Here is a 25,520-nt window from a genome sequence, read left to right as displayed (position 1 = left end):
GGCGGATGCCTCGTGCGCGAGACTGTGCGGGTGACCTCGACGCAGCACCCCGCGACCGCACCGGAGACCCCGGCCCCCGGCCACGGCACCCTCGGCCTCGGGCAGGGCACGGCGCTCTACATCGCGAGCGTGCTCGGCACCGGCATCCTCGCCCTCCCCGGCCTCGCCGCCGCCGCGGCCGGACCGGCCTCGGTGCTCGCCGTCGCCGCCGTGCTCGTGCTGTCGATCCCGCTCGCCGGGACGTTCGCGGCGCTCGCCGCCCGCTTCCCCGATCCCGGCGGCGTCGCGAGCTACGCCCGTCGCGCGCTCGGCGACACCGTCGCCAGGATGACCGGGTACTGGTTCTACTTCGGCGTCTGCGTCGGCGCCCCCGTCGTCACGCTCCTCTGCGGCGAGTACGTGGTCGCCGCCCTCGGCGTCGACCGCTCGGCCGTGCCGCTCATCGCCGCCGCGATCTTCGTGCCGCCGTACGTCGTCAGCTGGTTCGGCGTGCGCGTCGCCGGCTGGGTGCAGCTCGTGCTCACGGCGCTGCTGCTCGCGGTCGTCGTCGCGGTCGTCGCGCTGACGTTCCCGCACGTGGAGGCGGCCTCGTTCACCCCGTTCCTGCCGAACGGCTGGGCCGGCGTCGGCACGGCGATCAGCCTGTTCGTGTGGGCGTTCGCCGGCTGGGAGGTCGGCACGCACATCGCCGGCGAGTTCCGCGACCCCCGTCGGGTCATCCCGATCGCGACCGCCATCGCCATCGTGGTGGTCGGCGTCGGCTACCTCGCGCTGCAGTTCGTCACCGTCGGCGTGCTGGGCGAGCGCGCCGGGCAGGGCGTGGTGCCGCTCATCGACCTCGTCGACGTCGTGCTGCCGGGCATCGGGCCGGCCATCGTCGCGGCGATCGCCGTGATCGTCACCGTCGGAGTCATGAACGCCTACTTGCCGGCCTTCGGCAATCTCGGCGCCGCGCTCGGCCGCGACGGCGATCTGCCCCGCTTCTTCGCGAAGGGTGCCGCGGGGGGACAGGTGCCCAGGCGCGCGCTCGCCCTCACCGGGGTCGTCTCGCTCGCGTACTTCGTGCTCGTCGTCGCGAACGGCGGCGCGCTCGGCGGGTTCATCCTGATCCACACGAGCAACATGGTCGCGATCTACTTCGTCGGCATGCTCGCGGCGACGCTGCTCCTGCGCCGCTGGAGCGTGGGCTGGTGGCTCGCGGTCGTCGCGACCGTGCTCACCGCCGGCCTGCTCGTGCTCGCCGGGACGAATCTCGTCGTGCCGGCACTGCTCGCCGCGGCCGCGCTGACGGTGACCGTCGTGCGGCGCGTGCGCTCGCGACGGCACCCGCGCCAGAACGATCCCGACCCGCGGCCCGGCGACACGGGATCCGAACCAGTGCACCCAGTGGAGGAGCGCGTATGACCGAGTACCGAGCCGTCTTCGACGCCGAGATCGCCTTCGTGAACGGCGGCGGGCTGAGCGCCCGCGGCTTCCGGCTCGACGTGCCGGGCCTCGACGTCGGCGAGGCCGCGGTCGCCGAACTCCTCGTGCGGCATCTCGGGCTCGCGCTCGTCGGCTCGGTCGAGTTCCCCGCGTTCGAGATCGTCGCCGAGGCGCACAAGGGCTCGCGGGGCATCGCGACGGATGCCTCGAACGGCACTCCGCCGACCGAGGCATCCGCCGACCGGGGGTCGCGCCTCGTCGATCTCAGCCACCCGATCCGCGCCGGCCTCGTCACCTACCCCGGCATCCCGGCCCCGAGCATCGCGCCGCACCTCACGCGCGCCGCCTCGCGGGCGGTGTACGCGCCGGGCACGGAGTTCGCGATCGACGTGATCACGATGGCGGGCAACACGGGCACCTACCTCGACAGCCCGTTCCACCGCTACGCGGACGGCGGCGACCTCGCCTCGCTCGAGCTCGCGACACTCGTCGGGCTCCCGGCTCAGGTGCTGCACCTCGCGGATGCCGCGGAGCGCGGCATCCCCGCGGAGGTCTGCTTCGAGCGCACGGCCGCGGAGCTCGCGGGTGCCGCGGTGCTGCTGCACACGGGCTGGAGCCGGCACTTCGGCACCCCGGAGTACGCCGTCGGTGCGCCGTTCCTGAGCGAAGCGGGCGCACGGTTCCTCGCGGAGTCGGGGGTCGCGCTCGTCGGCATCGACTCGCTGAACATCGACGACACCGAGGGGCGGGGGGAGCGGCCCGCGCACTCGCTGCTGCTCGCCGCCGGCATCCACGTCGTCGAACACCTCGCCGGTCTCGACCGGCTGCCCGCCCGGGGCGCGCGCTTCACCGCGGTGCCGCCGCGGATCGAGGGCTTCGGCACCTTCCCGGTGCGGGCCTTCGCCGAGCTCCCGGTCCCGGGTCCCGGCGCGGCCGGTTGACCTCAAGGGGCCTTGAAGTCCTAGGGTCGATCAAGTGAGCGATTCCCCGAGCCCCGACACCGACCCTCGCCCTGCGGCACCGATCGAGCCGACCGCGAGCGAAGGGCCGGCGGTGCTCGCGCCGCCCGTCGGCGGCCCGCTGGCCCGGCCGTACCGCTGGCTCTCGGTCGGCATGTTCGCGCTCATCTTCCTCGCGGCGTTCGAGGCGATGGCCGTCACCACGATCATGCCGCTCGTCGCCCGCGACCTCGACGGCGAGACGCTCTACGCGCTCGCCTTCGCCGTGCCGCTCGCCGCGGGCATCATCGGCATGGTCATCGCCGGGAACTGGACCGACCGCAACGGCCCGTTGCCGTCACTGCTCACCTCCGGTGTGCTCTTCGTCGTCGGGCTCGTGATCGCCGGGACCGCGACCGACATGACCGTCTTCATCGTCGGCCGTTTCGTGCACGGCATCGCGGGCGCCGCGGTCATCGTGCCGCTCTACGTGATCGTCGGCCGGGTGTACCCCGAGGCGATCCGCGCGAGGGTCTTCGCCGGTTTCGCGGCGGCGTGGGTGATCCCCTCGATCGTGGGCCCGGCCATGGCCGGGTTCGTCGCCGAGCAGGCGAGCTGGCACTGGGTCTTCCTCGGCGTGATCGCGATCGTGATCCCCGCGACGGCGATGCTGCTGCCGCCCCTCCTCCGCGCCCGTTCGAAGGTGCAGGGCGACCCCGCGGTGCGCTGGAGCCCGTCGCGGGTCGGCTGGGCGGTGCTCACCGCCGCCGCCGCCCTCGGGGTGTCGCTCGCGAAGGAGTTCGACTCGCCGCTGCGCTGGGTCGTCGCGGCGCTCTCGGTCGTGGTCGTGATCGTGGCGGTGCGTCCGCTGCTCCCGGCCGGCACGCTGCGCGCCGCGCGCGGCCTGCCCGCGACGGTCCTCATGCGCCTCGTGGTCGCGGGGGCGTTCTTCGGCAGCGAGATCTACCTGCCCTACCTCTTCATCGAGGACTACGGCTTCGAGCCGAGCCTCGCCGGAGCGGTGCTGACCGGGGCCGGCGTGAGCTGGGCGGCCGCCTCCTGGCTGCAGGGCCGACTCGGCGACCGCATCTCGAACGTGCGGGCCGTCGTCACCGGTTCGACGCTGCTCGTGGTCGCGCTGGCCGTGGTGCTCGCGGTCGCGGCCCTGCACCTGCACCCGGCGATCGCCTTCGTCGCGTGGACGCTCGCGGGCGGCGCGATGGGGTTCATGTACCCGCGCTTCTCGGTCGCGGTGCTGAGCCTGTCGCCGGTGTCTGCGCAGGGCTTCAACAGCGCCGCGCTGTCGATCGCGGAGTCCCTCGGCGCCTCGATCGCGCTCGCCATCACGGCGCTCGTCTCGAGCGCGGTGGTCTGGGGCGGCTTCGCTCCGGACTTCGCGGTGGCGCTCGCGATCGCGGTGGTCGCCGTGCTGCTCGCCTCGCGGGTGCGCCCGGCCGCCGTGAGCTGAGCGGGGTGGAGCTGGCGCACCCGCCGCTCAGGATGTCTCGAGCACGACCTCGGGCGTTCCGCTCTGCGTGGTCGCCGCGATTCCGGCGGCCACGCTCACGATCATGACGACGAGCCACACGGCGATCGCTACGCTCAACAGGATGATCGCGGTGCGCGGCGGCCGCCGCCTGAGCCGGAGGATCGCGAAGACCAGTGCGAGCCCGCCGAGGAGCAGCCCGAGCGCGGTCACCAGTGCGGCGGCGGCGGAGCCGAGCAGAGCGGCGGCGATCGCCCAGTCTCGAGGTTGGGGCAGGGTGATCGGCGAGCGTGTAGCGGTGGTCATGGCCCCCTCAGAGGTTCTTGATGTAGTTGCGGAGCAGCGCCGGCTTGCCGTTGTAGCTGAGGCCCTGTTCCTTGACACCCGTCAGCATGCTCCCCTTCACGAGGACCGACATCCGGTGGGTTCCAATGCAGGTGCCCTTGCCGCCGGAGATCCACTGCTTCGCGGTGGACGAGATCGACGCGAATCCGGAGAACCCGGACCACCACGCTGTGCACTCGACGTTCCGAGTCACAGCGGTCCCGTTCGACTCGAAGCGGTAGCGGAGGCTGAAGGTGCCCGTTTGGATCCCGAGCGCGCTGACTTTGTAGGACTGGTTCGCGGTGTTGAGGCGACGGTTCGCTGTCGCGTACCCCTGCACGGCCGGGGGTTCTGATACGGCGATGGGCATCGAGTCGATCTCCGCCGGCGAGATGGGAGTGAGTTCCATCACGGCGAGGGGATCTTCGGCTGCGGCGGCGAGGAACTCCTCCCGTTCCGAGACGGTGAGGTCATCCACCAGGTCCTGCAGCTCGCTCTCGATGCTCTCGCCGACGCCGATGGCACTCGTGAATTCCCTCAGTCGGGGGTCGACGACTTCCTCCGCCTGGGCGGGGGGCCGACGGCACGATGAAGGCGATCGCGAGGGCTGCAACCAGTACGGTCGTTCGGGGTGTGTTCACGGAGTGGGCTCCTGCCTGTGCGGTCGAGCCGAGTGGTTTCGGCCCGTCTGGAGAGGTGTTTCCACTTCGGGGCATTGCGTTACACCCTGAGGTAAAAACACTATAAGAAACCCCTGGCAGCGCGTTGCTCGCCCGGCTCCCGCGCGCCGCGCGGTGGAGTGCGGTCAGCATCCGCGGAGGTGAAGCCGCCGGGATCTGTAAGAGCTCCCCGAATGTCCCCGCGGCGATTCAATGAACGCGCTCTCATCCGCTCGTCGCTGGTCGATTCGATTCGATCGCCCGTTGTGACTGTCACATCGCCGATCTGTACGCCGGGAGCGAGCCGTGCATAATGGATGCGACAGTGGATGTGAACGTGCACATTCGGATCGGCGAACAGTGTCTCCTCCCCAGGACCGCGGGCGTGCGCCCAGCATCCGCGATGTCGCGCGCCTGGCCGAGGTCTCGCACCAGACCGTGTCCCGCGTGCTGAACGATCACCCGAGCATCCGCCCCGAGACGCGCGAGCGCGTGCTGCAGGCGATGGAGACGCTGCAGTACCGGCCGAACCGCGCCGCCCGCACCCTCGTGACCAGTCGCTCCAACACGATCGGCGTGCTCGCCGCGTTGAGCACCACGTACGGGCCGGCGACGAGCATCGCGGCGATCGAGGACGCCGCCCGCGAGCACGGCTACCACGTGAACACCGCGAACCTCGCCGACACCTCGCCCGCGGGCATCGCCGACGCGATCGAGCATCTGATGCTGCAGGCGATCGAGGGGCTCGTCGTGATCGCGCCCCAGGTGCGCGTGTTCGAGGTGCTCGCGGCGTCGTCGATCGGCGTGCCCTTCGTGAGCCTCCAGTCGACGGGCCGGCGCGACCACCTCGCGCTTTCGGTCGACCAGGTGACGGGCGCCCGGCGTGCGACGCAACACCTGATCGGACTCGGTCACCGCGAGATCGTGCACCTCGCCGGGCCGCAGGACTGGATCGAGGCCGAGGCGCGGATGCGCGGCTTCCTCGAGGCGATCGACGACGCCGAGCTCGGGCTGCATCCGCCGATCCTCGGCGACTGGACCGCCGACTTCGGCTACTACGCGGGCAGCGAGCTCGTGCGACGGCGGGACTTCACCGCCGTGTTCGCCGCGAACGACGAGATGGCGATCGGGCTCATGCACGCGTTCCGCGACGCCGGGCTCGACGTGCCGGGCGACGTCAGCGTCGTCGGCTTCGACGACATCCCGGTGGCGAAGCACGTCGCGCCGACCCTCACGACCGTCTACCAGGACTTCCACGAGATCGGCCGCCGGGCCGTCGCGCTGCTGCTGAACCAGGTGCACGGCGCCGAGCGGATCGAGGTCGAGGACATCGTGCCGCGGCTCGTGGTGCGCGGCTCGACCGCGCCCGTCGCGGTGCGCCCGGCGCCCTCCGCGCGCTGAGCGGCACACCGCGCCCGTTCTGCGCATCGGCTTGACACGCCCGCCCCGCGGATGCAGCATGGTGTCGATGTGAACGGTCACACGATCACGTCACACGCAGCAGCACACCCTGACACCGAGGTCCAGATCAGTGATTCCGTCGATGACGACCAGCGCCCGAGCGGGCAGCCGATGAGCGCGCCGCCGCCCATCCTGGAGATGCGCTCCATCACCAAGGAGTTCCCCGGGGTGAAGGCGCTGAGCGACGTCTCCCTCACCGTCATGCCCGCCGAGATCCACGCGATCTGCGGCGAGAACGGCGCAGGCAAGTCCACCCTGATGAAGGTGCTCTCCGGCGTGTACCCCCACGGCACCTACACCGGCGAGATCTTCTTCCGCGGCGAGGAGGTGCAGTTCCGGGACATCCGCCAGAGCGAGCACGCCGGCATCGCGATCATCCACCAGGAGCTCGCGCTCATCCCCGAGCTGTCGATCACCGAGAACATCTTCCTCGGGAACGAGATCGCCCGCGGCGGCCGGATCGACTGGCCGGCCGCGAAGCGGAAGGCCCTCGACCTGCTGGCCCGAGTTGGCCTCTCCGAGGACCCCGACACGCAGATCAAGCACCTCGGCGTCGGCAAGCAGCAGCTCGTCGAGATCGCCAAGGCGCTCGCCAAGGACGTGAAGCTGCTCATCCTCGACGAGCCGACGGCGGCCCTGAACGAGGACGACTCGCAGCACCTGCTCGACCTCATCCTCGGCCTGAAGGGCCGCGGCATCGCGTCGATCATGATCAGCCACAAGCTCAACGAGATCGAGCAGATCGCCGACGCGATCACGATCATCCGTGACGGCCACGCCATCGAGACCCTCGACGTGCACGGCGGCGACGTCGACGAGGACCGGATCATCCGCGGCATGGTCGGCCGCTCGCTCGAGAGCCGCTACCCCGACCGCACGCCGCACATCGGCGAGGTGTTCTTCGAGGTGCGCGACTGGACGATCCAGCACCCCCAGGTGCCCGAGCGGCTCGTCGCCAAGGGCTCGAACCTCGAGGTGCGTCGCGGCGAGATCGTCGGGCTCGCGGGGCTCATGGGCGCCGGGCGCACCGAGCTCGCGATGAGCATCTTCGGCCGCTCCTACGGCACCTACCTCGCCGGCACGATCGTGAAAGACGGCAAGGAGATCGTGCTGAAGGACGTCGAGTCCGCGATCGACCACGGCCTCGCCTACGTGAGTGAGGACCGCAAGGTGCTCGGCCTGAACCTGCTCGACACGATCAAGCGCTCCATCGTCTCCGCGAAGCTGCGCAAGATCTCCCGGCTCGACGTCGTCGACGAGTTCAAGGAGTCGCAGGTAGCCGAGAGCTACCGGAAGCAGCTGCGCATCAAGTCGCCGAGTGTCGACATGGGCGTCGCGAAGCTCTCCGGCGGAAACCAGCAGAAGGTCGTCCTCGCCAAGTGGATGTTCACCGACCCCGACCTGCTGATCCTCGACGAGCCCACCCGCGGCATCGACGTGGGGGCGAAGTACGAGATCTACACGATCATCCAGCAGCTCGCCGCACAGGGGAAGGGCGTCATCCTCATCTCCAGCGAGCTGCCGGAGCTGCTCGGCATCGCCGACCGCATCTACACGGTCTTCGAGGGCCGCATCACCGACAACCTGCCCGTTTCCGAGGCGACCCCGGAGGCGCTCATGCGCAGCATGACCTCCGCGAAGAAGAAGGCGAACGCATGACCACTCCGACCGGCGCGACCCCGACGGGCGCCACGACGACCGGCGCAACGCCCGAGAAGCGCGGCGGCCTCGCCGACCTGCGGAAGATGTTCGGCAACGGCCAATCGACGCTTCGTCAGTTCGGCATCCTCGGCAGCCTCGTCGTCATCATCGGGCTCTTCCAGCTGCTGACGTGGCTCATCAAGGGGACGGGCCTCACCCTCTCCTCGACGAACCTGATCAACGTCGTGAACCAGTACAGCTACATCCTGATCCTCGCGATCGGCATGGTGATGGTCATCATCATGGGGCACATCGACCTCTCGGTCGGCTCGGTGGCGGCGTTCACCGGCATCATCGTCGCGAAGGCCATGTCCGAGTGGAACCTGCCCTGGCCGCTCGCGATCGTGCTCGGCCTCCTCGTCGGCGCCGCGGTCGGCGCCTGGCAAGGATTCTGGGTCGCCTACGTCGGCGTGCCGGCGTTCATCGTGACCCTCGCGGGCATGCTCATCTTCCGCGGCGGCAACCAGTGGATCGGTCAGTCGACCACGACGCCGGTGCCCGTCGAGTTCACCTACATCGGCGCCGGATACCTGCCTGATGTGGCCGGCTCCGCCTTCAACTACGCGACGATGGCGCTCGGCGTGCTCGGCGCGGCGTGGATCGTCTTCACCGAGCTGCGGCTGCGCAGCGTGCAGAAGAAGATGGGCTCGCCGCAGGCACCGCTCTGGGTCAGCATCGTGAAGATCGTGCTGCTCGCCGGGGTCATCCTCTGGGCCGCCTGGCTCTTCGCGACCGGCCGCCCCGGCACGAGCTTCCCGATCTCGGGCATCATCCTGGTGCTCCTCGTCATCCTGTACTCCTTCATCACCCGCAGCACCGTCTTCGGCCGCCACATCTACGCGGTCGGCGGCAACCGGCTCGCGGCGACGCTCTCGGGCGTGAAGGACCGCCGCGTCGACTTCTTCGTGATGATGAACATGTCGGTCCTCGCTTCGCTCGCCGGCATGATCTTCGTCGCCCGCTCCACCGCCTCCGGCCCCCAGGACGGCAACGGCTGGGAGCTCGACGCCATCGCGGCCGTCTTCATCGGCGGCGCCGCCGTCTCCGGCGGCATCGGCACCGTCATCGGCTCCATCGTCGGTGGCCTGGTGATGGCGTTCCTGAACAACGGCCTGCAGCTGCTCGGCGTCGGCGCCGACTGGGTGCAGATCATCAAGGGCATGGTCCTGCTCCTCGCCGTCGGCGTCGACGTGTGGAGCAAGAGCCAGGGCCGGCCGTCCATCCTCGGCCTCTGGACGCGCCGCCGGCGCGCCCGCCTCGAGGAACAGGGGCCGACCGAACCGCCCGCCGTCGTGCCGAGCTCCGGCACGAACGAATCGTCCGAGCCCCGCGACGTCGCCCGGCTCTGACCCGGCATCCGCCGCCGCCCAGGCCGCGGCGGATGCCGGAAACTGCACCTCCCCCTCTCGAGGCAGCCGCCCCGGGACACCAAGAGAAAGTGACTGATCAATGAAGAAGATCGCTCTCGCAGCCACCGCGGTCGCCGCGGCGGCAGCGCTCGCGCTCGCCGGCTGCTCTTCGGACCGCGGCGGCGGATCGAGCAGCGACGGTGCCACCGGTGCGGCCGGCTTCGCGGCGGACGCCACGATCGGCATCGCGCTCCCTGACAAGACGAGCGAGAACTGGGTGCTCGCCGGCGGGCTCTTCGAGGACGGCCTGAAGGCGGCCGGCTTCAACCCCGACGTGCAGTACGCGCCCGCCTCGAACACCGTGGCGGAGCAGCAGAACCAGATCTCGGCGATGGTGACGAACGGCGCGAAGGTCATCGTCATCGGCGCGAAGGACGGCAAGCAGCTCGGCACCCAGCTTCAGCAGGCCGCCGACGCGGGCGTGAAGATCATCGCCTACGACCGGCTCATCGAGAACACGCCGAACGTCGACTACTACGTCGCGTTCGACAACTTCAAGGTCGGCGAGCTGCAGGGGCAGGCGCTCCTCGACGGGCTCGCGGCCCGCTCGGGCCACGAGGCGCCGTGGAACATCGAGCTCTTCTCCGGCTCGCCGGACGACGCGAACTCGGCCGTGTTCTTCAACGGCGCGATGAAGGTGCTGCAGCCGAAGATCGACGACGGCACCCTCGTCGTGGCCTCGGGGCAGACCGACATCCAGCAGACCGCGACGCAGGGCTGGAAGGCCGAGAACGCGCAGAGCCGCATGGACTCGATCCTCGCCGCGAACTACACCTCGGCGAACATCGACGGCGTGCTCTCGCCGAACGACACCCTCGCCCGCGCCATCATCACCTCGGCGAAGCAGGCCGGCAAGGACATCTCGAAGATCACGGTGACCGGTCAGGACTCCGAGGTCGAGTCGGTGAAGTCGATCATGGCCGGTGAGCAGTACTCGACCATCAACAAGGACACCTCGCTCCTCGTCGAGCAGACGATCAAGATGATCCAGCAGCTCCAGAAGGGCGAAGACGTCGAGGTCAACGACACCGAGCAGTACGACAACGGTGTGAAGGTCGTGCCGGCGTACCTCCTCGCTCCGGTCATCGTGACCAAGGAGAACGCGGCGGAGGCGTACGCGAACAACCCGAACCTGCTCGACATCGTCAAGCAGGCCGGCTGATCGGATCGGCGACGGCGTCCTGAGGGATGCCGGGGCAGACCCGAAGCCCGCAGACGGCTCCCGCTCCGGAAGGGGCGGGGGCCGTCGGCGTCCGGGGGTGGGCGATGTCCCGGTCCACCGCCGGACGCCGACGAGGGCCGTGCGCCCGATGCCGGTGATCAGTCGCGGGGCGGCAGCTGCTGCAGGGTCCAGAGGTTGCCGTCGGGGTCGCGGAACGTCACGAAACGGCCCCAGGCCTGTTCGTCGACGCCCTGTGCGTCGACCCCGGCCGCCCGCAATTGTTCGAGCGCGGCATCCGCGTCGGGGATGACCGCCTGCATGACGTCGAGCGAGCCGGGGGCGAGCGTCGCCCCGAGCCCCTCGCCGAAGGCGATCGAGCAGGCCGAGCCGGGCGGGGTCAGCTGCACGAAGCGCAGGGTCTCGCTGACCTGCACGTCGTGGTCGGCGATGAAGCCGCACTGGTCGACGTAGAACGCCTTCGCGCGGTCGACGTCGCTGACGGGCACGTGGATGAGTTCGATCTTCACGTCCATTTCGAGCGGCATGATGCCTCCTCCTGGTTCGCGGGATGCGGGTGGGATCGTGATTCGCCGGAGGCCTCCGACGGGGCCATCCGAGCACGATCCGCCGACATCCGCCATCCCCTATCGCCGCGGGCGGTGGGAGGATGGGGGCATGGCACTGCACATCACGGGGGAGCAGTCGGCCGACGAGCTGCTCTCGAACGACCCGTTCGCCCTGCTCACGGGCATGCTGCTCGACCAGCAGGTCGCGATGGAGACCGCCTTCGCCGGTCCGGAGAAGATCCGCGACCGGCTCGGCTCGATCGACCCGGCGACGATCGCAGCGACCGACCCGGAGCGTCTCGTCGAGGTCTTCACGCAGACCCCGGCGGTGCACCGCTACCCCGGATCGATGGCCGGTCGCGTGCAGCAGCTCGCGGCCGCGGTCGAGTCCGAGTGGGGCGGCGACGCGAGCCAGATCTGGACCCGCGGCGAGCCGAGCGGCGCCGAGGTGCTGAAGCGGCTGAAGGCGCTGCCGGGCTTCGGCGAGCAGAAGGCGCGCATCTTCCTCGCGCTGCTCGGCAAGCAGTGCGGGCTCGAGGCGCCGGGCTGGCGCGAGGCGGTCGGTGCGTACGGCGAGGCAGGCAGCTTCGCCTCGGTCGCCGACATCGTGAGTCCCGAGTCGCTGCAGAAGGTGCGAGCGCACAAGCAGGAGATGAAGGCGCAGGCGAAGGCCGCGAAGGCCGCGAAGGGCTGAACCGTGGCCGCCCCCCGTACCGCGGTAGGGGGCGCGAACACCACCGGCGGGGGATGCCCTGCACGGCCCGCGATGCGAGCATGAACCCATGACCGACCCAGCCGCTCCCGCTGCTCCGCAGGCGCCCCCGCCTCCGGAGGGCTTCGTCGCGGCCGCCGCGGAGGCGCCGCCCGCACCGGCCGTGACCGTGCGCCGTCGTCCGCGCCTCACCGAGACGGATGCCTGGCCGGACCTTGTGCTCAGCTGGTTCTCGGTCATCTTCGTCGCCGTCGCCCTCTTCTCCGTCATGGTGCCGGTGTCGGCGTCGCTCTACGGGGTGCCCGTCGCGGCGGCCTTCGGGGTCGCGCTGCTCTCGGCGGGCAGCCTCCCGCTCGCGATGCGCTGGGCATGGCCCGGTGCGATCACCGGCCTCGGCGGACAGGCGGCCTTCTTCGCGCTCGCGGTGCCGCCGCCCGGCGCGCCCTGGCCGATCAGCGTGCCGATGCTGCTCGCGCTCTGCGCCGGACTCGTGATCCTGGCCCTGCGCGGCCGCTTCCTGCCGGCGGTGGTGCTCTGGGGCGGCACCGTGTTCGGCTCGATCGCCGCGGTGCTGCCGCCCGCACGCGCCGAGGAGCCGTCGACGATCGCGGCGAGCTTCGTCTCCGGCGCCGCGGTGAGCGCCGGGGTGCTCGGGCTCGCCTGGCTCGTCCGAGTGCTGCGCGGGCGGGTCGCCGACACGCTCGAGGCGGAGCGGCGGACGAGCGCCACCGAGCACGAGCGCCGGCTCGTCGCCGAGGAGCGCACCCGCATCGCCCGGGAACTGCACGACGTCGTCGCCCACCGCATGTCGATCGTGCAGGTGCAGGCCACGAGTGCGCCCTACCGGCTGAGCGGCCTCGACGAGGCCGCGACGGCCGAGTTCGGCGAGATCGCCGCGAACGCCCGGGCCGCGATGGCCGAGATGCGGGAGCTGCTCGCGGTGCTGCGCGATCCGGATGCCGAGGCTGAGACCGCCCCGCAGCCGGGCTTCGCCGAGATCGGACCCCTCGTGTCGAGCGTGCGCCGCGCCGGGCTCGTCGTCGACGCGCGCATCGTGACGACCGCCCCCGTCTCGACCGCGGTCGGCCAGGCCGCCTACCGCATCGTGCAGGAGGCGCTCAGCAACGTGCTGCGCCACGCGCCGGGCGCCGAGGCCGCCGTGGAGGTGCACGGCGACGCGACGCGCCTCCTCGTGGAGATCGTGAACACGCCGGCCGCCGACGCCGCGGGCCGCGAGCGGGCCGGCGCCGGGCGTCCCGACGGCGACGCCGGACACGGCCTCCTCGGCATGCGCGAGCGCGCGCGGCTCGTCGGTGGCACGATCGAGACGGGGCCGACCGAGTCGGGCGGCTTCCGGGTCGCCGCCGTGCTGCCCGTCGCCGCACCACCCGCCGCTGGAGGAACCGCCGGATGACCATCACCGTGCTCGTCGCCGACGACCAGGCCATGGTGCGCGCCGGCTTCGCCGCCGTGCTCGACGCGCAGCCCGGCATCGAGGTCGTCGGCCAGGCCTCCGACGGCGCCGAGGCGGTGCGGCTCGCGCACGAGCTGCGGCCGGACGTGGTCGTGATGGACGTGCGGATGCCCGGGGTGAACGGCATCGAGGCCACGCGCGCCCTGCAGACCCCGCCGCGGTCGAGCGACTATGTGCCGCGGGTGCTGATGCTCACGACCTTCGACATCGACGAGTACGTGTACCAGGCGCTGCGCGCCGGGGCGAGCGGCTTCCTGCTGAAGGACGCCCTGCCCGACGAGGTGGCCCGCGCGGTGCGGGTGATCGCGGCGGGGGAGGCGCTGCTCGCGCCGAGCGTGACCCGACGGCTCATCGAGGACGTGGCGAAGCAGGCGCCCGCGCGGCCCGTCGACGAGCATCTGCTCTCGGCGCTCACGGAGCGCGAGCGCGAGGTGCTCGTGCGGATCGCCCGGGGACGCTCGAACCAGGAGATCGCGGCCGAGCTGTTCATCGCCGAGCAGACGGTGAAGACGCACGTGAGCAAGATCCTGCAGAAGCTCGGGCTCCGCGACCGGGTGCACGCCGTCGTCTTCGCGTACGACACCGGCCTCGTCTCGCCCGCCCGCTGAGCGGCTCGGCGCGCGTCTCGTCCCGCGGCGGCATCCGTCGCCCGCATCCGTCCGTCGACCCATCCGCCGCCCCGTGCCCCCTACCGCGGTAGGGGGCACGAACCGGTCCAGCGGGTGATGCTCCGCGCGGTACCGCGTCCATAGCCTGCGGGGAGCCGGGGGACGGACCGCCGGCGGAGGGGATCCCGATGGACGCGACGATCGAGGCGAGCGCCGCAGGGCGTACCGCGACGGGCGCCAAGCCCGCGCGCGACACGGCGATCGACGCGGCACGGGCGGGATGCCTCGCCGTCGTGTTCCTGCTGCACGCGATGATGGTCGGCGTGAGCGTCGGCCCCGCAGGGCCGGTGCTGGAGAACGCGCTCGAGGGCTGGGACCTGCTCGCCCCGACCACCTGGATCGTGCAGATCATGCCGCTCTTCTTCCTCATCGGCGGCTTCTCCGGCTGGACCGCGTGGCAGCGCCGCCGGGCTCGCGGCACCGACGCCGCGAGTTTCGTGCGCGACCGGATCACGCGGCTCGTGCGTCCCGCCGTGCCGCTCGTCGTCGTCGTTGGGCTCGCGCTCGCGGCGCTCGCCGCGGCGGGGGTGCCGGCCGAGATCGTGCAGACGGCCTCGTTCCGCATCGGCCAGCCGCTCTGGTTCCTCGCCGTCTACCTCGGCGTCTCCGCGCTCGTGCCGCTCATGGTGCGCCTGCACGAGTGGCGTCCGGGCCTGACGATCGGCGCGCTCGTCGGCACCGTCGTCGCGGTGGACGCGGTGCGCTTCAGCACGGGCGTCGAGGCGCTCGGGTTCCTGAACCTCGCGTTCGTGTGGCTCGCCATGCAGCAGCTCGGGTTCCTCCTCGCCGACGGCACGGTCGACCGGATGCCGGTGGCGACCCGCCTGCGCCTCGCGCTCTGCGCGCTCGGCGGCCTGCTGGCGATCACGCTCTCCGGCCCGTACACGCCCGACCTGCTGCAGAACCTCAACCCGCCCACGATCTGCCTCGTGCTCCTCGGCACGGCCCAGCTCGCGCTCTTCTCGCTCGTGCGGCGCCCCCTCGGCCGCTGGGCGGAGCGCCGCGGCCCGGCCAAGCTCGTCGCGAGCTTCGGGGAGTGGGGGATGACCATGTACCTCTGGCACCTGCCCGCCTTCGTGCTGCTCGCGGCGGGCCTGCTCGCGGCGAACGCGACGTTCGGGCTCGCGCTGCCCGAGCCGCTCAGCGCGGACTGGTGGGCGACCCGGCCGCTCTGGCTCCTCGGCGCCGCCGCCGTGACCGCGCTCGCGGTGCGCGCCTTCGCCGGCTGGGAGCGCGGCTCGCGCGCCTCGGGTCGCGACGGCGACGGCGGGGCGGGGCGGATGCCGCGGGCGCGGGCGCTCGCCGAGGAGCTGCCGCGCGTGCCGGCCTGGCTTGCCGTGCCCGCCGGCGTGCTCGGCGTCGGCACCGCGCTCGTCGTCGGCTTCGCCCCGGCGCCGGCCCTCGTCTCGCTCGCGCTGCTCGGAGTGGCGCTGCTCGGCGCGCGGCCGCCCCGGATGCACGGACGTGCAGCGCTCACGGCGCGTGTCGGGGCCGGAATGTCGGTGGTCGGTGGGAAGCTGATCCCACAACACCAGATGTAGGGGTCGGCTCGGTGAGAGCCCCAAGAACTTGGGGCTCGGCGACACGCCGCGACACGCCGGGGTGACTGTCCACAAGGACTTTTTCCGAGGCGGCAGACGTTGTGGATAACAGGGGTCGAAAGGGCGGATTTCCGCTGATCCGAGTTGGTCGACCTGGGGAAATCCCGTGGATAACCCCGTGGATAACTACACGGATGTAACTACAGCATGTTGTGGCTGCCCCGCTGGGGGAACACAAGATGTAGTATCGAAGACACCAGCTAGAAACCGGGGGCGAGCTCCCCGAGGGGCTCGAGAGAACGAGGGGAAACCATGACGGTCACGGTCTACACCAAGCCTTCCTGCGTCCAGTGCAACGCGACGTATCGCGCCCTCGACAGCAAGGGCATCGAGTACGAAGTGCTCGACCTCTCTGTCGACGAGCAGGCCCTCGCGCAGGTCAAGGAGCTCGGGTATCTGCAGGCCCCGGTCGTCATCACCGACGAGGGTCACTGGTCGGGCTTCCGCCCCGACAAGATCGACGAGCTGGCCGCCCGCCTCGCGTAGTCATGGCGGTCGGTGAGCTCCACGAGATCCGGCCGTGCACGACGTGAGGGAGGGAACATGACGAACCTGGTCTACTTCTCGAGCGTCTCGGGCAACACGCAGCGGTTCATCGAGAAGCTCGGTCGTCCGGCCGACCGTATCCCGCTGTTCGCCCGCGACGAGCCGCTCCGCGCCGACGAGCCGTTCGTGCTCGTCGTTCCGACCTACGGCGGAGGCGACGGCAATGGCGCCGTCCCGAAGCAGGTCATCCGCTTCCTGAACGACCCGGCGAACCGGGCGCTCATCCGCGGCGTCATCGGCGCCGGCAACACCAATTTCGGCACGGGCTACTGCCTGGCCGGCGACATCATCGCCGCCAAGTGCGCCGTGCCGCATCTCTATCGATTTGAAGTATTCGGAACACCAGACGACGTTCGCGCCGTCGACGAGGGATTGGACGCATTTTGGCAAGCACAGCAGCAACGACTGACGGCGTAGCTCTGATCGAGGCGCCCCGGGGGTCGAGCGGAATGGACTACCACTCCCTCAACGCCATGCTGAACCTCTACGGCCCGAACGGCGAGATCCAGTTCGAGAAGGACCGCGAGGCGGCGCGCGAGTACTTCCTGCAGCACGTCAACCAGAACACCGTCTTCTTCCACTCGCTGAAGGAGCGGCTCGACTACCTGGTCGAGAAGGAGTATTACGAGCAGGCCGTGCTCGACCAGTACTCGTTCGAGTTCATCCAGAAGCTCAACGACTTCGCCTATTCGAAGAAGTTCCGCTTCGAGACCTTCCTCGGCGCGTTCAAGTACTACACGAGCTACACGCTGAAGACCTTCGACGGCAAGCGCTACCTCGAGCGCTTCGAGGACCGCGTCGTGATGACCGCGCTCGGGCTCGCCCGCGGCGACGAGCAGCTCGCGCTCGACCTCGTCGACGAGATCATCGCCGGCCGCTTCCAGCCGGCCACGCCGACCTTCCTCAACACGGGCAAGGCGCAGCGCGGCGAGCTCGTCTCCTGCTTCCTCCTCCGCATCGAAGACAACATGGAGTCGATCGCCCGCGGCATCAACTCGGCGCTGCAGCTCTCCAAGCGCGGCGGCGGCGTGGCCCTGCTGCTCTCGAACATCCGCGAGTCGGGTGCGCCGATCAAGCAGATCGAGAACCAGTCCTCCGGCATCATCCCCGTGATGAAGCTGCTGGAAGACAGCTTCAGCTACGCCAACCAGCTCGGCGCGCGTCAGGGCGCCGGCGCGGTGTACCTCTCGGCGCACCACCCCGACATCATGCGGTTCCTCGACACCAAGCGCGAGAACGCCGACGAGAAGATCCGCATCAAGACGCTCTCCCTCGGCGTCGTCGTGCCCGACATCACCTTCGAGCTCGCGAAGAACAACGAGGACATGTACCTCTTCTCGCCGTACGACGTCGAGAAGGTCTACGGCAAGCCCTTCGGCGATGTGCCGCTCACCGAGAACTACCGCGACATGGTGAACGACGCCCGCATCAAGAAGACGAAGATCAACGCGCGCGAGTTCTTCCAGACCCTCGCCGAGATCCAGTTCGAGTCGGGCTACCCCTACATCGTGTTCGAAGACACGGTGAACAAGGCGAACCCGATCAAGGGCCGCATCAACATGTCGAACCTGTGCAGCGAGATCCTGCAGGTGAACACGCCGACGACGTACCACGAAGACCTGTCGTACGACGTCATCGGCAAGGACATCAGCTGCAACCTCGGCTCGCTGAACATCGCCCTCACGATGGACTCGCCCGACTTCGGCAAGACGGTCGAGACCGCAATCCGCGGCCTCACCTCGGTGTCGAACCAGAGCCACATCACCTCGGTGCGCTCCATCGAGGACGGCAACGACAAGTCGCACGCCATCGGCCTCGGCCAGATGAACCTGCACGGCTACCTCGCTCGCGAGCGCGTCTTCTACGGTTCGGAAGAGGGCGTCGACTTCACGAACATCTACTTCTACACGGTGCTGTTCCACGCGCTGCGCGCCTCGAACAGGATCGCGATCGAGCGCGGCGAGGTGTTCGACGGCTTCGCCGACTCGAAGTACGCCTCGGGCGAGTTCTTCGACAAGTACACCGAGCAGGAGTGGGTGCCGGCGACCGAGAAGGTGGCGGGCATGTTCGCCGACTCGGGCGTGCACATCCCCACGCAGGACGACTGGCGCGAGCTCAAGGCCTCGATCCAGGAGCACGGCATCTACAACCAGAACCTGCAGGCGGTGCCGCCGACCGGCTCGATCTCGTACATCAACAACTCGACGGCGTCGATCCACCCGATCGCCTCGAAGATCGAGATCCGCAAGGAGGGCAAGCTCGGGCGCGTGTACTACCCGGCCGCCTTCATGACGAACGACAACCTGGAGTACTACCAGGACGCGTACGAGATCGGCTACGAGAAGGTCATCGACACCTACGCCGCGGCGACGCAGCACGTCGACCAGGGCCTCTCGCTCACGCTCTTCTTCAAGGACACCGCGACGACCCGCGACATCAACAAGGCGCAGATCTACGCGTGGAAGAAGGGCATCAAGACCATCTACTACATCCGCCTGCGGCAGATGGCCCTCGAAGGCACCGAGTTGGAGCTCTGCGTCAGCTGCACGCTGTGATCGCACATGATCGAGACCGTTGAGTGGAGGCCGGAATATGGGCCGGGAGCGCCCATAGTCGGGGTCGTCTACGGCTTCCGTGTCAAGGCCACAGGTGAGTACCGGTACGTCGGGCAGACGACGAAGCGCGTTGAGCGGCGGCATGCCGAGCATCGGCGCGTCGCGAAGCAAGGTCGGAAAACCCCGTTCTACGACTGGCTGCGCAAGACACCCAAGGATGCCTATGAGGTCGTCGTTCTCGAACGGATCGGCACGACACGCGAAGACCTCGGGCAGGCAGAGATTTCTTGGATCACCCTGTACCGGGCGAGCGGAGATCGGTTGCTGAACCTCTCAGAGGGTGGTCTCGGTCCGACTGGGGTGATCTGGACGGCCGAGCAGCGGAAAGCGGCTGGAGACCGGGCTCGAGGCCGGCCGACGGGTGTTCACCTGTACGGGCCGGAGCATCCGCGCTGGGGTCACCGCCATAGCGAGGCGCAGAAGGCCAAATGGTCGGCCATGCGCAAAGGACAGAACTCCGGCCCCGACAACCCGAACTTCGGCAAGTTCGGCTCCGACCACCCGCGCTCCGGGCACGTCATGCCGCAGGAATCGCGTGAGCGCCTCTCTGAGATGCGGCGTGGGGCGCTGAATCCGAACTTCGGGAAGAGCCCGAGCGCCGAAACGCGCGAGAAGCGGTCGGTCTCGCTTCACCGCTACCACCACGTCAACAACGGCGTGTTCAAAGACACCTGTCGGCACTGCATCCATGATGCGATGAACAGCGAGAGAGAAGACGAGTCATGACGCTAACGGATCCCGTGAACTCGGCGAGGAACGACCCGGCGCACGCCGGCAAGATCAAGCTCGTCGACCACGTCAACGCGATCAACTGGAACAAGATCCAGGACGACAAGGACCTCGAGGTCTGGAACCGCCTGGTGAACAACTTCTGGCTGCCCGAGAAGGTGCCGCTGTCGAACGACATCCAGTCGTGGAACACCCTGACGCCCGAAGAGCAGCAGCTCACGATGCGCGTCTTCACCGGCCTCACCCTGCTCGACACGATCCAGGGCACCGTCGGTGCGGTCTCGCTCATCCCCGACTCGCTGACCCCGCACGAGGAGGCCGTGTACACCAACATCGCCTTCATGGAGTCGGTGCACGCGAAGAGCTACTCCTCGATCTTCTCGACGCTCTGCTCCACGAAGGAGATCGACGACGCGTTCCGCTGGTCGGTCGAGAACGAGAACCTGCAGAAGAAGGCCTCCATCGTGATGGAGTACTACCGCGGTGACTCGCCCCTGAAGCGAAAGGTCGCCTCGACCCTGCTCGAGAGCTTCCTGTTCTACTCCGGCTTCTACCTGCCGATGTACTGGTCGAGCCGGGCGAAGCTCACCAACACCGCCGACCTCATCCGCCTCATCATCCGCGACGAGGCCGTGCACGGCTACTACATCGGCTACAAGTTCCAGCGCGGCCTCGAGCTCGTGAGCGAAGCCGAGCGCGAGGAGATCAAGGACTACACCTTCTCGCTGCTCTACGAGCTCTACGACAACGAGGTGCAGTACACGCAGGACCTCTACGACGGCGTCGGCCTGACCGAGGATGTCAAGAAGTTCCTGCACTACAACGCCAACAAGGCGCTCATGAACCTCGGCTACGAGCCGATGTTCCCCAAGTCGGTCACCGACGTGAACCCGGCGATCCTCTCGGCGCTGTCGCCGAACGCCGACGAGAACCACGACTTCTTCAGCGGGTCGGGCTCGTCGTACGTCATCGGCAAGGCGGTCAACACCGAGGACGAGGACTGGGACTTCTAAAATCCCAGATCGAGAGCGTTTCTCTCGATTCGGTTCCTCGATGGGGGCTCAGCCGCGTCTCGCGCGGTCTGGGCCCCCGCCCACGCTCTGCCCGATGGCGCCTCCGCCTCCGACGGGATGATGAGGGCTCCACTACGCTGACTCCGTGCTCGACAGACACCAGCAGCGGAGCCTCTCCCTCGACGACCTCGACCTGGAGATCATCGATCAGCTCCGGGTCGACGGACGCCGTTCCTTCGCCGAGATCGGCCGGCGCATCGGCTACTCCGAGCCGACCATCCGCCAGCGCTACAACCGCCTGGTCTCCCTCGGCGTGATCTACGTCTCCGGCATGTACGACGAGACGAAGATCGGCGGCATCGAGGCCCACATCGGCATCCGCGTCGCAGGAGTCCCCGTCTCGCGCGTGGCCGAGCAGCTCGCCGACCACCCGCAGATCATGTACGTCGCCTGCGCGCTCGGCTACTACGACATCATCCTCGACGTGTTCGCCCCCGACGCGGCTGCACTCGGCAACATCGTCCTCCACGACATCCGCCGCATCCACGGCATCTCCGACCTCGAGACCCTGACGGTGCTGGAGGTGCGCAAGGACACCTACCTCTGGCAGGGCTTCCGCGAGCCGCTCGGCGGCGCGCACGCGAGCGAGACGGCGGGACGGTCGGCCTGCTCCTGAAGGTCCGCAGAACGTGCCGCCCGCGCCGATCGTCCCCATGCGTCGAACGTCCCGCGGGAATGGGTTACGGTCTGGAGTATGGGCACGCTGTACTACGGGGACGCGCAAACCCCGATCGGAATCGAGGACCGCATGCTTGCGCACCTGAAGGTGGTTCTCGTCACCAAGCTCCGTCGCAACGAGAGCTTCACGTTGTCGTGGCTGCACCATGATGATGAACCGCGCGGCCGGGAGACGCTCTGGATGCATCCGGCGATCCCGCTGCGCTTCGTGTTCAACGAACCGGAGCGGCCGGAGCTGAACCCCCGCTGGCTCGAGGACCTCATGCGGTCCGCGAACACCACGGGCGGTATCGAGCTCGTGCCGGAGCATCTCGATCTGGAAGCGGTGCCGACCGTGGCCGGGCAGCCGGTGCAGGTCGGCGCCGATGTGCAAGCGGTCGAGACCGCCGAAGCCTGAGCTCCGCGAGCCCGGGCTGAACTCGCCAGGCGCCCCGACGCGCTCGAGGCCGTCCGGGAAACCGGCCTGCGCCTCCGGCTAGGGTTCGACGATCCTCGGCGCCTGGGCAAGCCGGGGTCCGGGCACGAAGTACAGGCTGTCGTCGACCGTGCCGTCGGTCGGCGAGAGTCGCGCGCGTCCCAGGTTCGGGGCGTGGTTGTCGCGAAATCGGAACGCGAGCTCCAGCTCCGGTGCGCACGGGAACGATCGTTCGCCGATGGACTGACTCTGCAGGGTGAGCGTGAAGCGCTCGCCGCGGTCGAGGCGATCGATGAGGAGATCCTGGAGGGCGTCGAGGGGGCGGTCGGGAATGTCGACCTGGCCGGACGCGTAGATCAGAGTTCCCATGCGAGCACGCTACGCCCGACCGCACCGCTCCTTCGACACCCTTGACAGGCCCCGAGCGACCGGCGGTGCTCCGGAACCGCACGGGCACCGAGCTGTGAGCGCGCACATGTTGAGCGACCATACTCCGGAGATGACGAACACTCCGTACGACGAGACCACGGGCCTCGCGCCGCCGTCGGCATCCGCCGCAGTCCTCCGCGGTGAGCGGTGGAAGAACGCGAACGCCGAGCACTGGCACCGCGGCGGCTACAACGAGGAAACCAGGGCGCGCGTCGCACCGCGTCGTGCCCAGCCCGTGCCTCGCCCGCCCGAGGAGAACTAGGCCCCCGCGCCGACGTCGAGGCGGCGCGCTGAGGGGAGTGAACCTCCGGCTAGCCGCGCGGCGGCTTCTGCTGGGCGCTTGCCGTCGCCCAGCCCTTCGGCGCCTTCGCTCGCGCGGCGGCCTCGGCGGTCGCCTGATCCGGCGCTTCCGCCTCGAAGGTGCGCTGCTCGTCGCTGCTCGGGTTCGTGGCAATGATCGTGGCTTTCACCTCGGCCACGGTACGACGATCCCGTTCGACCGCAACGGGGTAGACATCAGCCGCTGGGCGTGAGTCGGCAGCAACGGGGTCCGCTGACTGCGAGGCCGAGCCGGTGGTGGGGGATCTGGAGGTGAACGGCAAGGCGGAGTCGGCCCGCCGCGCCTGCGCGACCGCGATCATGATCGCGATCGCCGTGAGCCCGGCGGCTGCCGGCAGAAGCGAGAACCCGACGAGTCCGCGATGCACGGCGGCGCCGATGACGGCGCCGCCCGCGAGCGAGCCCCAGAGCAGCAGGGGGCGTCGCCACGCGGTCCGGGACCGCCCGGTGACGAGCGCCGCGAGCGCGAGGCCGAGGCTCACGAGCGTGCCGGTCGCGTACGTGATCGCGACGCGAGCGCGGCCCTCGGCGAGGTACAGCGTGTTGAGCGCCCCCATCGCGGCGGCGAGCAGCCCGAACCGCCATCCCGTGCCCGGGGCGGCGAGGCCGAGCGCGGCGGTCCCCGCGACGGCGGCCGCGGCCGCGGCGATGATCCAGGCGCGTCTCGTGCCATGCGCGCCCAGCGCACCGCCCAGGGCGACGCCGACGACGAAGGCGGCGACGAGTCCGAGCGGCAGCAGCGCCTCGGCGGAGCCGACCTCCCAGAGCTCGACGCCGGCCTGCGTCGAGTTGCCGCTCATGAAGGAGACGAACAGTCCGCCGGTCTCGATGAAGCCCACCGCGTCGACGTAGCCGGCGACGAGCCCGAGCGCGACGGAGAGCGCGATGCCGCCACGAGAGACCTCCCGCACACGCACTCCGTTTCACCCGGTGTCCGCACTCGAAGTGCAGGATCAGCCTAGTTCCGGCTCGCTGAGCCCTCGCGCTCGCGCGCGCTCGTCCGTCCGGCCGCGTCGACGGCTGCATCGAGGATCGCGGATGAACCGGAACGGACCAGCTGCTGGGCCGTCGACGTGTCGAGCTGCCCGCTCAGCCAACGGCTCGACAAGCCCTCGACGAGGGCGGTGAGGAGCGTTGCCGTCGCCGGGATCGCCGAGTCGGGGACGCCCGAACGGGCGAGCGGTGCCGCGAGCCGCGCCTCCCAGGCGCGGGTGGTGGTGCCGAGCGCCTCCTGCAGCTCCCGCTCGAAGACGGCGATCGCGCGGATCTCGTTCCAGACCACGGAATCCTCGCGCGTGCCCGCCTCGTCGCCGAACTCGGCGGCGAGGAGCTCGGCGACGGCGTCGCGTCCCGCCTGCGACGGAGTGAACTCGGGCTGCCGCGTCTGCACCGCCTCGTTCACCGCGTCGATGGTCGCGCTGAGCAGGCCGGCGCGGTCCTCGAAGTGGTAGTAGACCAGCCCGAGGGAGACGCCCGCGTCCTTCGCGACTCGCTGCACCCGGAGCCCCCGCACCCCGTGCGTGGCGATCTCACGGCGGCACGCCTGCAGGATCCGTTCGCGTGCGTCCAGCTCCGTCATGTCCGCCCCCGTCTGCCGAACTCGCGGCTCACTCGCCCGCTCCGGGCACACCGTCATCGACCCCAGTCTCAGGCCAGAGTCGCAGGGCGAGCAAATACAGGCCGCCCGCCACCGCGATCGAGAGCGGGAGGCTGAGGTCGAGGCCGCCGGCGAGGTTCGCGAGCGGGGCGTCGTACAGCTCGTTCTGCACAGTGAGCAGTCCGATCAGCGAGCCCGCGAGGAACGGCACGATCGCGCGTGGATTCCAGCCGTGCCAGAACCAGTAGCGGCCTCCGCTCATGCCGAGCCCGAAGCGTTGGAGCGCCACGGGGTCGTACCGGCCGCGGCGAGCGACCAGGAAGCCGATGCCGTTGACGATCACCCAGGGGCCGGCGAACGCGTTGAGCACGACCGTCATCGCCGTGATGGAGGAGATCGCATCGGTGGCGATGACGCCGAGGTACATGACGACGACGGCGATCCCGGAGGTGATGAGCGTCGTCTGCGTGCGGTTCAGCCGCGGGACGATCGACTCGAGGTCGAGCCCGCTGGCGTAGACGTTGATGACGCCCTGGCCGAACCCGCCCAGGATCGCGAGGAGCAGGAGCGGGACGAGGTACCAGGAGGGGGCGGCGGCGACGAGATCGGCGACGTAGGAGGGGGACAGCTCCGTGAAGGTGCTGGCGGTGAAAGCGCCGAAGGCCGCGGTCGCGAAGAGCCCGAGGAACACGCCGGCGCAGGTGGCGAGGGCGACCTGGCGGTCGCTGAAGCGCTTCGGGGAGATGCGCCGCGTGTAGTCGCCGATCGACGGTGCGTACGAGAGCGGGCCGCCGATCGAGATCGTGACGGCGAACAGCCACGTCGGCCAGAAGTCGCCGAGTAGGTACTCACCCGTCGAGCGGCCCGCATCGAACGACGGGGCGAAGGCGATCACGCCGAGGATCAGTAGCACGGCCGCGATCGGGATGATGAACTTCTGCAGCGCGACGATGGTGCCGTGGCCGTAGAGGGCGATCAGCACGACCTCGATCGCGATGACGGAGTATCCGATGAGGAACGCGGTGTCGCTCTCGGGGGTGCCGAAGAGGCGGTGCGCGCCGGCGACCAGGGCCTCGCCGGAGGTCCAGACCGCGATGGCCGCGTAGGCGATCGCGAAGATCAGCGTGAGGGTCGAGCCGAGCAGTCGGCCGCGCATGCCGAAGTGGGCGCCGCTCGAGACGGGGTTGTTCGTGCCGGTGCGCGCGCCGAGGAGTGTCATCGGGATCATCAGCACGAGCCCGATGACGAGTCCGGTCGCGCTCGAGGCGATGGCCTCCCAGAAGCTCAGGCCGAAGGTGATCGGCAGCCAGCCGAAGATCACGACGGACAGCGCGAGGTTGCCGCCGACGAACACCCGGAAGAGGTTGCCGGGGGTCGAGTGCCGCTCCGACAGCGGCACGAAGTCGACACCCGCGCGCTCCACTCGGCCGAACCCGTCAGCTGGGGCGGGGGAGGCGGTCGATGCCGCCGCCTCTGATGTCGCGCTGCTCATGCTGCTCCTCGAAACGTCGTT

26 protein-coding genes are annotated in these 25,520 nt (G+C 69.7%); 19 read left to right on the top strand and 7 right to left on the bottom strand.

Annotated features, from left to right (window positions below):
- The first annotated feature begins 30 nt into the window (after window positions 1-30).
- The 3 genes from M3147_RS15310 to M3147_RS15300 are packed head-to-tail and all read left to right on the top strand — an operon-like array spanning window position 31 to window position 3,831.
- Window positions 31-1,404 (top strand): APC family permease, encoded by a 1,374-nt coding sequence (locus M3147_RS15310; protein ID WP_251204283.1) that lies wholly within the window; start codon window positions 31-33, stop codon window positions 1,402-1,404.
- On the top strand, window positions 1,401-2,366 hold the full coding sequence (locus tag M3147_RS15305) for a cyclase family protein (RefSeq protein WP_251204282.1): 966 nt from the start codon (window positions 1,401-1,403) through the stop codon (window positions 2,364-2,366). The genes M3147_RS15310 and M3147_RS15305 overlap by 4 nt, the downstream gene beginning before the upstream one ends.
- Window positions 2,367-2,400: 34 nt before the next feature.
- Window positions 2,401-3,831 carry an MFS transporter gene (locus tag M3147_RS15300; protein ID WP_251204281.1) on the top strand — a complete coding sequence of 477 codons (1,431 nt, stop codon included), beginning with the start codon at window positions 2,401-2,403 and terminating at the stop codon, window positions 3,829-3,831.
- A gap of 27 nt (window positions 3,832-3,858) precedes the next feature.
- Here M3147_RS15300 and M3147_RS15295 read toward each other — a convergent pair whose 3' ends face one another.
- Together M3147_RS15295 and M3147_RS15290 are read right to left on the bottom strand one after the other, a co-directional pair.
- Window positions 3,859-4,155 carry a hypothetical protein gene (locus tag M3147_RS15295; protein ID WP_251204280.1) on the bottom strand — a complete coding sequence of 99 codons (297 nt, stop codon included), beginning with the start codon at window positions 4,153-4,155 and terminating at the stop codon, window positions 3,859-3,861.
- A 7-nt stretch (window positions 4,156-4,162) separates the two neighbouring features.
- Window positions 4,163-4,651: a hypothetical protein gene (locus M3147_RS15290; RefSeq protein WP_251204279.1), complete on the bottom strand. Its 489-nt coding sequence runs from the start codon at window positions 4,649-4,651 to the stop codon at window positions 4,163-4,165.
- Window positions 4,652-5,192: 541 nt separating this feature from the next.
- Here M3147_RS15290 and M3147_RS15285 point away from each other — a divergent pair.
- The 4 genes from M3147_RS15285 to M3147_RS15270 all read left to right on the top strand — a co-directional run bounded on the left by M3147_RS15285 (window position 5,193) and on the right by M3147_RS15270 (window position 10,565).
- On the top strand, window positions 5,193-6,233 hold the full coding sequence (locus M3147_RS15285) for a LacI family DNA-binding transcriptional regulator (protein WP_251204278.1): 1,041 nt from the start codon (window positions 5,193-5,195) through the stop codon (window positions 6,231-6,233).
- A gap of 171 nt (window positions 6,234-6,404) precedes the next feature.
- Window positions 6,405-7,952 (top strand): multiple monosaccharide ABC transporter ATP-binding protein, encoded by a 1,548-nt coding sequence (mmsA, locus tag M3147_RS15280; RefSeq protein ID WP_251204277.1) that lies wholly within the window; start codon window positions 6,405-6,407, stop codon window positions 7,950-7,952.
- Window positions 7,949-9,343: a multiple monosaccharide ABC transporter permease gene (gene mmsB, locus M3147_RS15275; protein WP_439954204.1), complete on the top strand. Its 1,395-nt coding sequence runs from the start codon at window positions 7,949-7,951 to the stop codon at window positions 9,341-9,343. The genes mmsA and mmsB overlap by 4 nt, the downstream gene beginning before the upstream one ends.
- Window positions 9,344-9,443: 100 nt before the next feature.
- A complete protein-coding gene (locus M3147_RS15270) occupies window positions 9,444-10,565 on the top strand; it encodes a substrate-binding domain-containing protein (RefSeq protein WP_251204276.1) in 1,122 nt (373 codons plus the stop codon).
- A 158-nt stretch (window positions 10,566-10,723) separates the two neighbouring features.
- Here the strand turns inward: M3147_RS15270 and M3147_RS15265 are convergent, their stop codons facing one another.
- Window positions 10,724-11,098 carry a VOC family protein gene (locus M3147_RS15265; protein ID WP_251204372.1) on the bottom strand — a complete coding sequence of 125 codons (375 nt, stop codon included), beginning with the start codon at window positions 11,096-11,098 and terminating at the stop codon, window positions 10,724-10,726.
- A 142-nt stretch (window positions 11,099-11,240) separates the two neighbouring features.
- On the opposite strand from M3147_RS15265, the gene M3147_RS15260 reads away from it, so the two are divergent.
- The 11 genes from M3147_RS15260 (at window position 11,241) to M3147_RS15210 (ending at window position 21,624) form a co-directional block, all read left to right on the top strand.
- A complete protein-coding gene (locus tag M3147_RS15260) occupies window positions 11,241-11,825 on the top strand; it encodes an HhH-GPD-type base excision DNA repair protein (RefSeq protein WP_251204275.1) in 585 nt (194 codons plus the stop codon).
- Window positions 11,826-11,913: 88 nt separating this feature from the next.
- Window positions 11,914-13,257: a sensor histidine kinase gene (locus tag M3147_RS15255; RefSeq protein WP_251204274.1), complete on the top strand. Its 1,344-nt coding sequence runs from the start codon at window positions 11,914-11,916 to the stop codon at window positions 13,255-13,257.
- Window positions 13,254-13,925 carry a response regulator gene (locus M3147_RS15250; protein ID WP_251204273.1) on the top strand — a complete coding sequence of 224 codons (672 nt, stop codon included), beginning with the start codon at window positions 13,254-13,256 and terminating at the stop codon, window positions 13,923-13,925. The genes M3147_RS15255 and M3147_RS15250 overlap by 4 nt, the downstream gene beginning before the upstream one ends.
- 188 nt (window positions 13,926-14,113) lie before the next feature.
- A complete protein-coding gene (locus M3147_RS15245; RefSeq protein ID WP_251204272.1) occupies window positions 14,114-15,526 on the top strand; it encodes an acyltransferase family protein in 1,413 nt (470 codons plus the stop codon).
- A gap of 312 nt (window positions 15,527-15,838) precedes the next feature.
- Window positions 15,839-16,072 carry a glutaredoxin-like protein NrdH gene (gene nrdH, locus M3147_RS15240; RefSeq protein WP_251204271.1) on the top strand — a complete coding sequence of 78 codons (234 nt, stop codon included), beginning with the start codon at window positions 15,839-15,841 and terminating at the stop codon, window positions 16,070-16,072.
- 57 nt (window positions 16,073-16,129) lie between these two features.
- On the top strand, window positions 16,130-16,549 hold the full coding sequence (gene nrdI / locus M3147_RS15235; protein WP_251204270.1) for a class Ib ribonucleoside-diphosphate reductase assembly flavoprotein NrdI: 420 nt from the start codon (window positions 16,130-16,132) through the stop codon (window positions 16,547-16,549).
- Window positions 16,550-16,581: 32 nt separating this feature from the next.
- Window positions 16,582-18,687 (top strand): class 1b ribonucleoside-diphosphate reductase subunit alpha, encoded by a 2,106-nt coding sequence (gene nrdE / locus M3147_RS15230; RefSeq protein WP_251204269.1) that lies wholly within the window; start codon window positions 16,582-16,584, stop codon window positions 18,685-18,687.
- Between the two features lie 6 nt (window positions 18,688-18,693).
- The gene (locus M3147_RS15225; RefSeq protein ID WP_251204268.1) at window positions 18,694-19,473 is read left to right on the top strand and encodes an NUMOD3 domain-containing DNA-binding protein; all 780 of its coding nucleotides are present in this window, start codon (window positions 18,694-18,696) and stop codon (window positions 19,471-19,473) included.
- The gene (gene nrdF / locus M3147_RS15220; RefSeq protein ID WP_251204267.1) at window positions 19,470-20,489 is read left to right on the top strand and encodes a class 1b ribonucleoside-diphosphate reductase subunit beta; all 1,020 of its coding nucleotides are present in this window, start codon (window positions 19,470-19,472) and stop codon (window positions 20,487-20,489) included. The genes M3147_RS15225 and nrdF overlap by 4 nt, the downstream gene beginning before the upstream one ends.
- Before the next feature lie 145 nt (window positions 20,490-20,634).
- Window positions 20,635-21,165, top strand: a complete 531-nt coding sequence (locus tag M3147_RS19570) for an Lrp/AsnC family transcriptional regulator (RefSeq protein ID WP_251204266.1) — start codon at window positions 20,635-20,637, stop codon at window positions 21,163-21,165.
- 78 nt (window positions 21,166-21,243) lie between these two features.
- Window positions 21,244-21,624, top strand: a complete 381-nt coding sequence (locus M3147_RS15210; protein WP_251204265.1) for a DUF7882 family protein — start codon at window positions 21,244-21,246, stop codon at window positions 21,622-21,624.
- 78 nt (window positions 21,625-21,702) lie between these two features.
- Here the strand turns inward: M3147_RS15210 and M3147_RS15205 are convergent, their stop codons facing one another.
- Complete coding sequence (locus M3147_RS15205; RefSeq protein WP_251204264.1) at window positions 21,703-22,011, bottom strand: DUF7882 family protein; 309 nt, start codon at window positions 22,009-22,011, stop codon at window positions 21,703-21,705.
- 130 nt (window positions 22,012-22,141) lie between these two features.
- Between M3147_RS15205 and M3147_RS15200 the strand changes: the two genes are divergently transcribed.
- Window positions 22,142-22,333, top strand: coding sequence for a hypothetical protein (locus tag M3147_RS15200; RefSeq protein ID WP_251204263.1), 192 nt, complete (start codon window positions 22,142-22,144; stop codon window positions 22,331-22,333).
- Window positions 22,334-22,382: 49 nt separating this feature from the next.
- On the opposite strand, the gene M3147_RS15195 is transcribed toward M3147_RS15200, so the two are convergent.
- The 3 genes from M3147_RS15195 to M3147_RS15185 are packed head-to-tail and all read right to left on the bottom strand — an operon-like array spanning window position 22,383 to window position 25,499.
- The gene (locus M3147_RS15195) at window positions 22,383-23,321 is read right to left on the bottom strand and encodes a YoaK family protein (protein WP_251204262.1); all 939 of its coding nucleotides are present in this window, start codon (window positions 23,319-23,321) and stop codon (window positions 22,383-22,385) included.
- A gap of 47 nt (window positions 23,322-23,368) precedes the next feature.
- The gene (locus tag M3147_RS15190; protein WP_251204261.1) at window positions 23,369-23,989 is read right to left on the bottom strand and encodes a TetR/AcrR family transcriptional regulator; all 621 of its coding nucleotides are present in this window, start codon (window positions 23,987-23,989) and stop codon (window positions 23,369-23,371) included.
- Window positions 23,990-24,017: 28 nt separating this feature from the next.
- Entirely contained in the window at window positions 24,018-25,499 is a 1,482-nt protein-coding gene (locus M3147_RS15185) for a purine-cytosine permease family protein (RefSeq protein WP_251204260.1), read from the bottom strand.
- Window positions 25,500-25,520 lie beyond the last annotated feature (21 nt).

This window comes from Agromyces mediolanus, from assembly GCF_023715325.1.
Lineage (GTDB): Bacteria > Actinomycetota > Actinomycetes > Actinomycetales > Microbacteriaceae > Agromyces > Agromyces mediolanus_A.
This window is presented reverse-complemented; position numbering and strand designations above follow the sequence as displayed.

Coding starts and splice junctions, on each gene's coding strand:
- M3147_RS15305 (WP_251204282.1), top strand. CDS start 1,401: ATGACCGAGTACCGAGCCGTCTTCGACGCCGAGATCGCCTTCGTGAAC.
- M3147_RS15295 (WP_251204280.1), bottom strand. CDS start 4,155: ATGACCACCGCTACACGCTCGCCGATCACCCTGCCCCAACCTCGAGAC.
- mmsA (WP_251204277.1), top strand. CDS start 6,405: ATGAGCGCGCCGCCGCCCATCCTGGAGATGCGCTCCATCACCAAGGAG.
- mmsB (WP_439954204.1), top strand. CDS start 7,949: ATGACCACTCCGACCGGCGCGACCCCGACGGGCGCCACGACGACCGGC.
- M3147_RS15270 (WP_251204276.1), top strand. CDS start 9,444: ATGAAGAAGATCGCTCTCGCAGCCACCGCGGTCGCCGCGGCGGCAGCG.
- M3147_RS15265 (WP_251204372.1), bottom strand. CDS start 11,098: ATGGACGTGAAGATCGAACTCATCCACGTGCCCGTCAGCGACGTCGAC.
- M3147_RS15260 (WP_251204275.1), top strand. CDS start 11,241: ATGGCACTGCACATCACGGGGGAGCAGTCGGCCGACGAGCTGCTCTCG.
- M3147_RS15255 (WP_251204274.1), top strand. CDS start 11,914: ATGACCGACCCAGCCGCTCCCGCTGCTCCGCAGGCGCCCCCGCCTCCG.
- M3147_RS15250 (WP_251204273.1), top strand. CDS start 13,254: ATGACCATCACCGTGCTCGTCGCCGACGACCAGGCCATGGTGCGCGCC.
- M3147_RS15245 (WP_251204272.1), top strand. CDS start 14,114: ATGGACGCGACGATCGAGGCGAGCGCCGCAGGGCGTACCGCGACGGGC.
- nrdH (WP_251204271.1), top strand. CDS start 15,839: ATGACGGTCACGGTCTACACCAAGCCTTCCTGCGTCCAGTGCAACGCG.
- nrdI (WP_251204270.1), top strand. CDS start 16,130: ATGACGAACCTGGTCTACTTCTCGAGCGTCTCGGGCAACACGCAGCGG.
- nrdE (WP_251204269.1), top strand. CDS start 16,582: ATGGACTACCACTCCCTCAACGCCATGCTGAACCTCTACGGCCCGAAC.
- M3147_RS15225 (WP_251204268.1), top strand. CDS start 18,694: ATGATCGAGACCGTTGAGTGGAGGCCGGAATATGGGCCGGGAGCGCCC.
- nrdF (WP_251204267.1), top strand. CDS start 19,470: ATGACGCTAACGGATCCCGTGAACTCGGCGAGGAACGACCCGGCGCAC.
- M3147_RS15210 (WP_251204265.1), top strand. CDS start 21,244: ATGGGCACGCTGTACTACGGGGACGCGCAAACCCCGATCGGAATCGAG.
- M3147_RS15205 (WP_251204264.1), bottom strand. CDS start 22,011: ATGGGAACTCTGATCTACGCGTCCGGCCAGGTCGACATTCCCGACCGC.
- M3147_RS15200 (WP_251204263.1), top strand. CDS start 22,142: ATGACGAACACTCCGTACGACGAGACCACGGGCCTCGCGCCGCCGTCG.
- M3147_RS15190 (WP_251204261.1), bottom strand. CDS start 23,989: ATGACGGAGCTGGACGCACGCGAACGGATCCTGCAGGCGTGCCGCCGT.
- M3147_RS15185 (WP_251204260.1), bottom strand. CDS start 25,499: ATGAGCAGCGCGACATCAGAGGCGGCGGCATCGACCGCCTCCCCCGCC.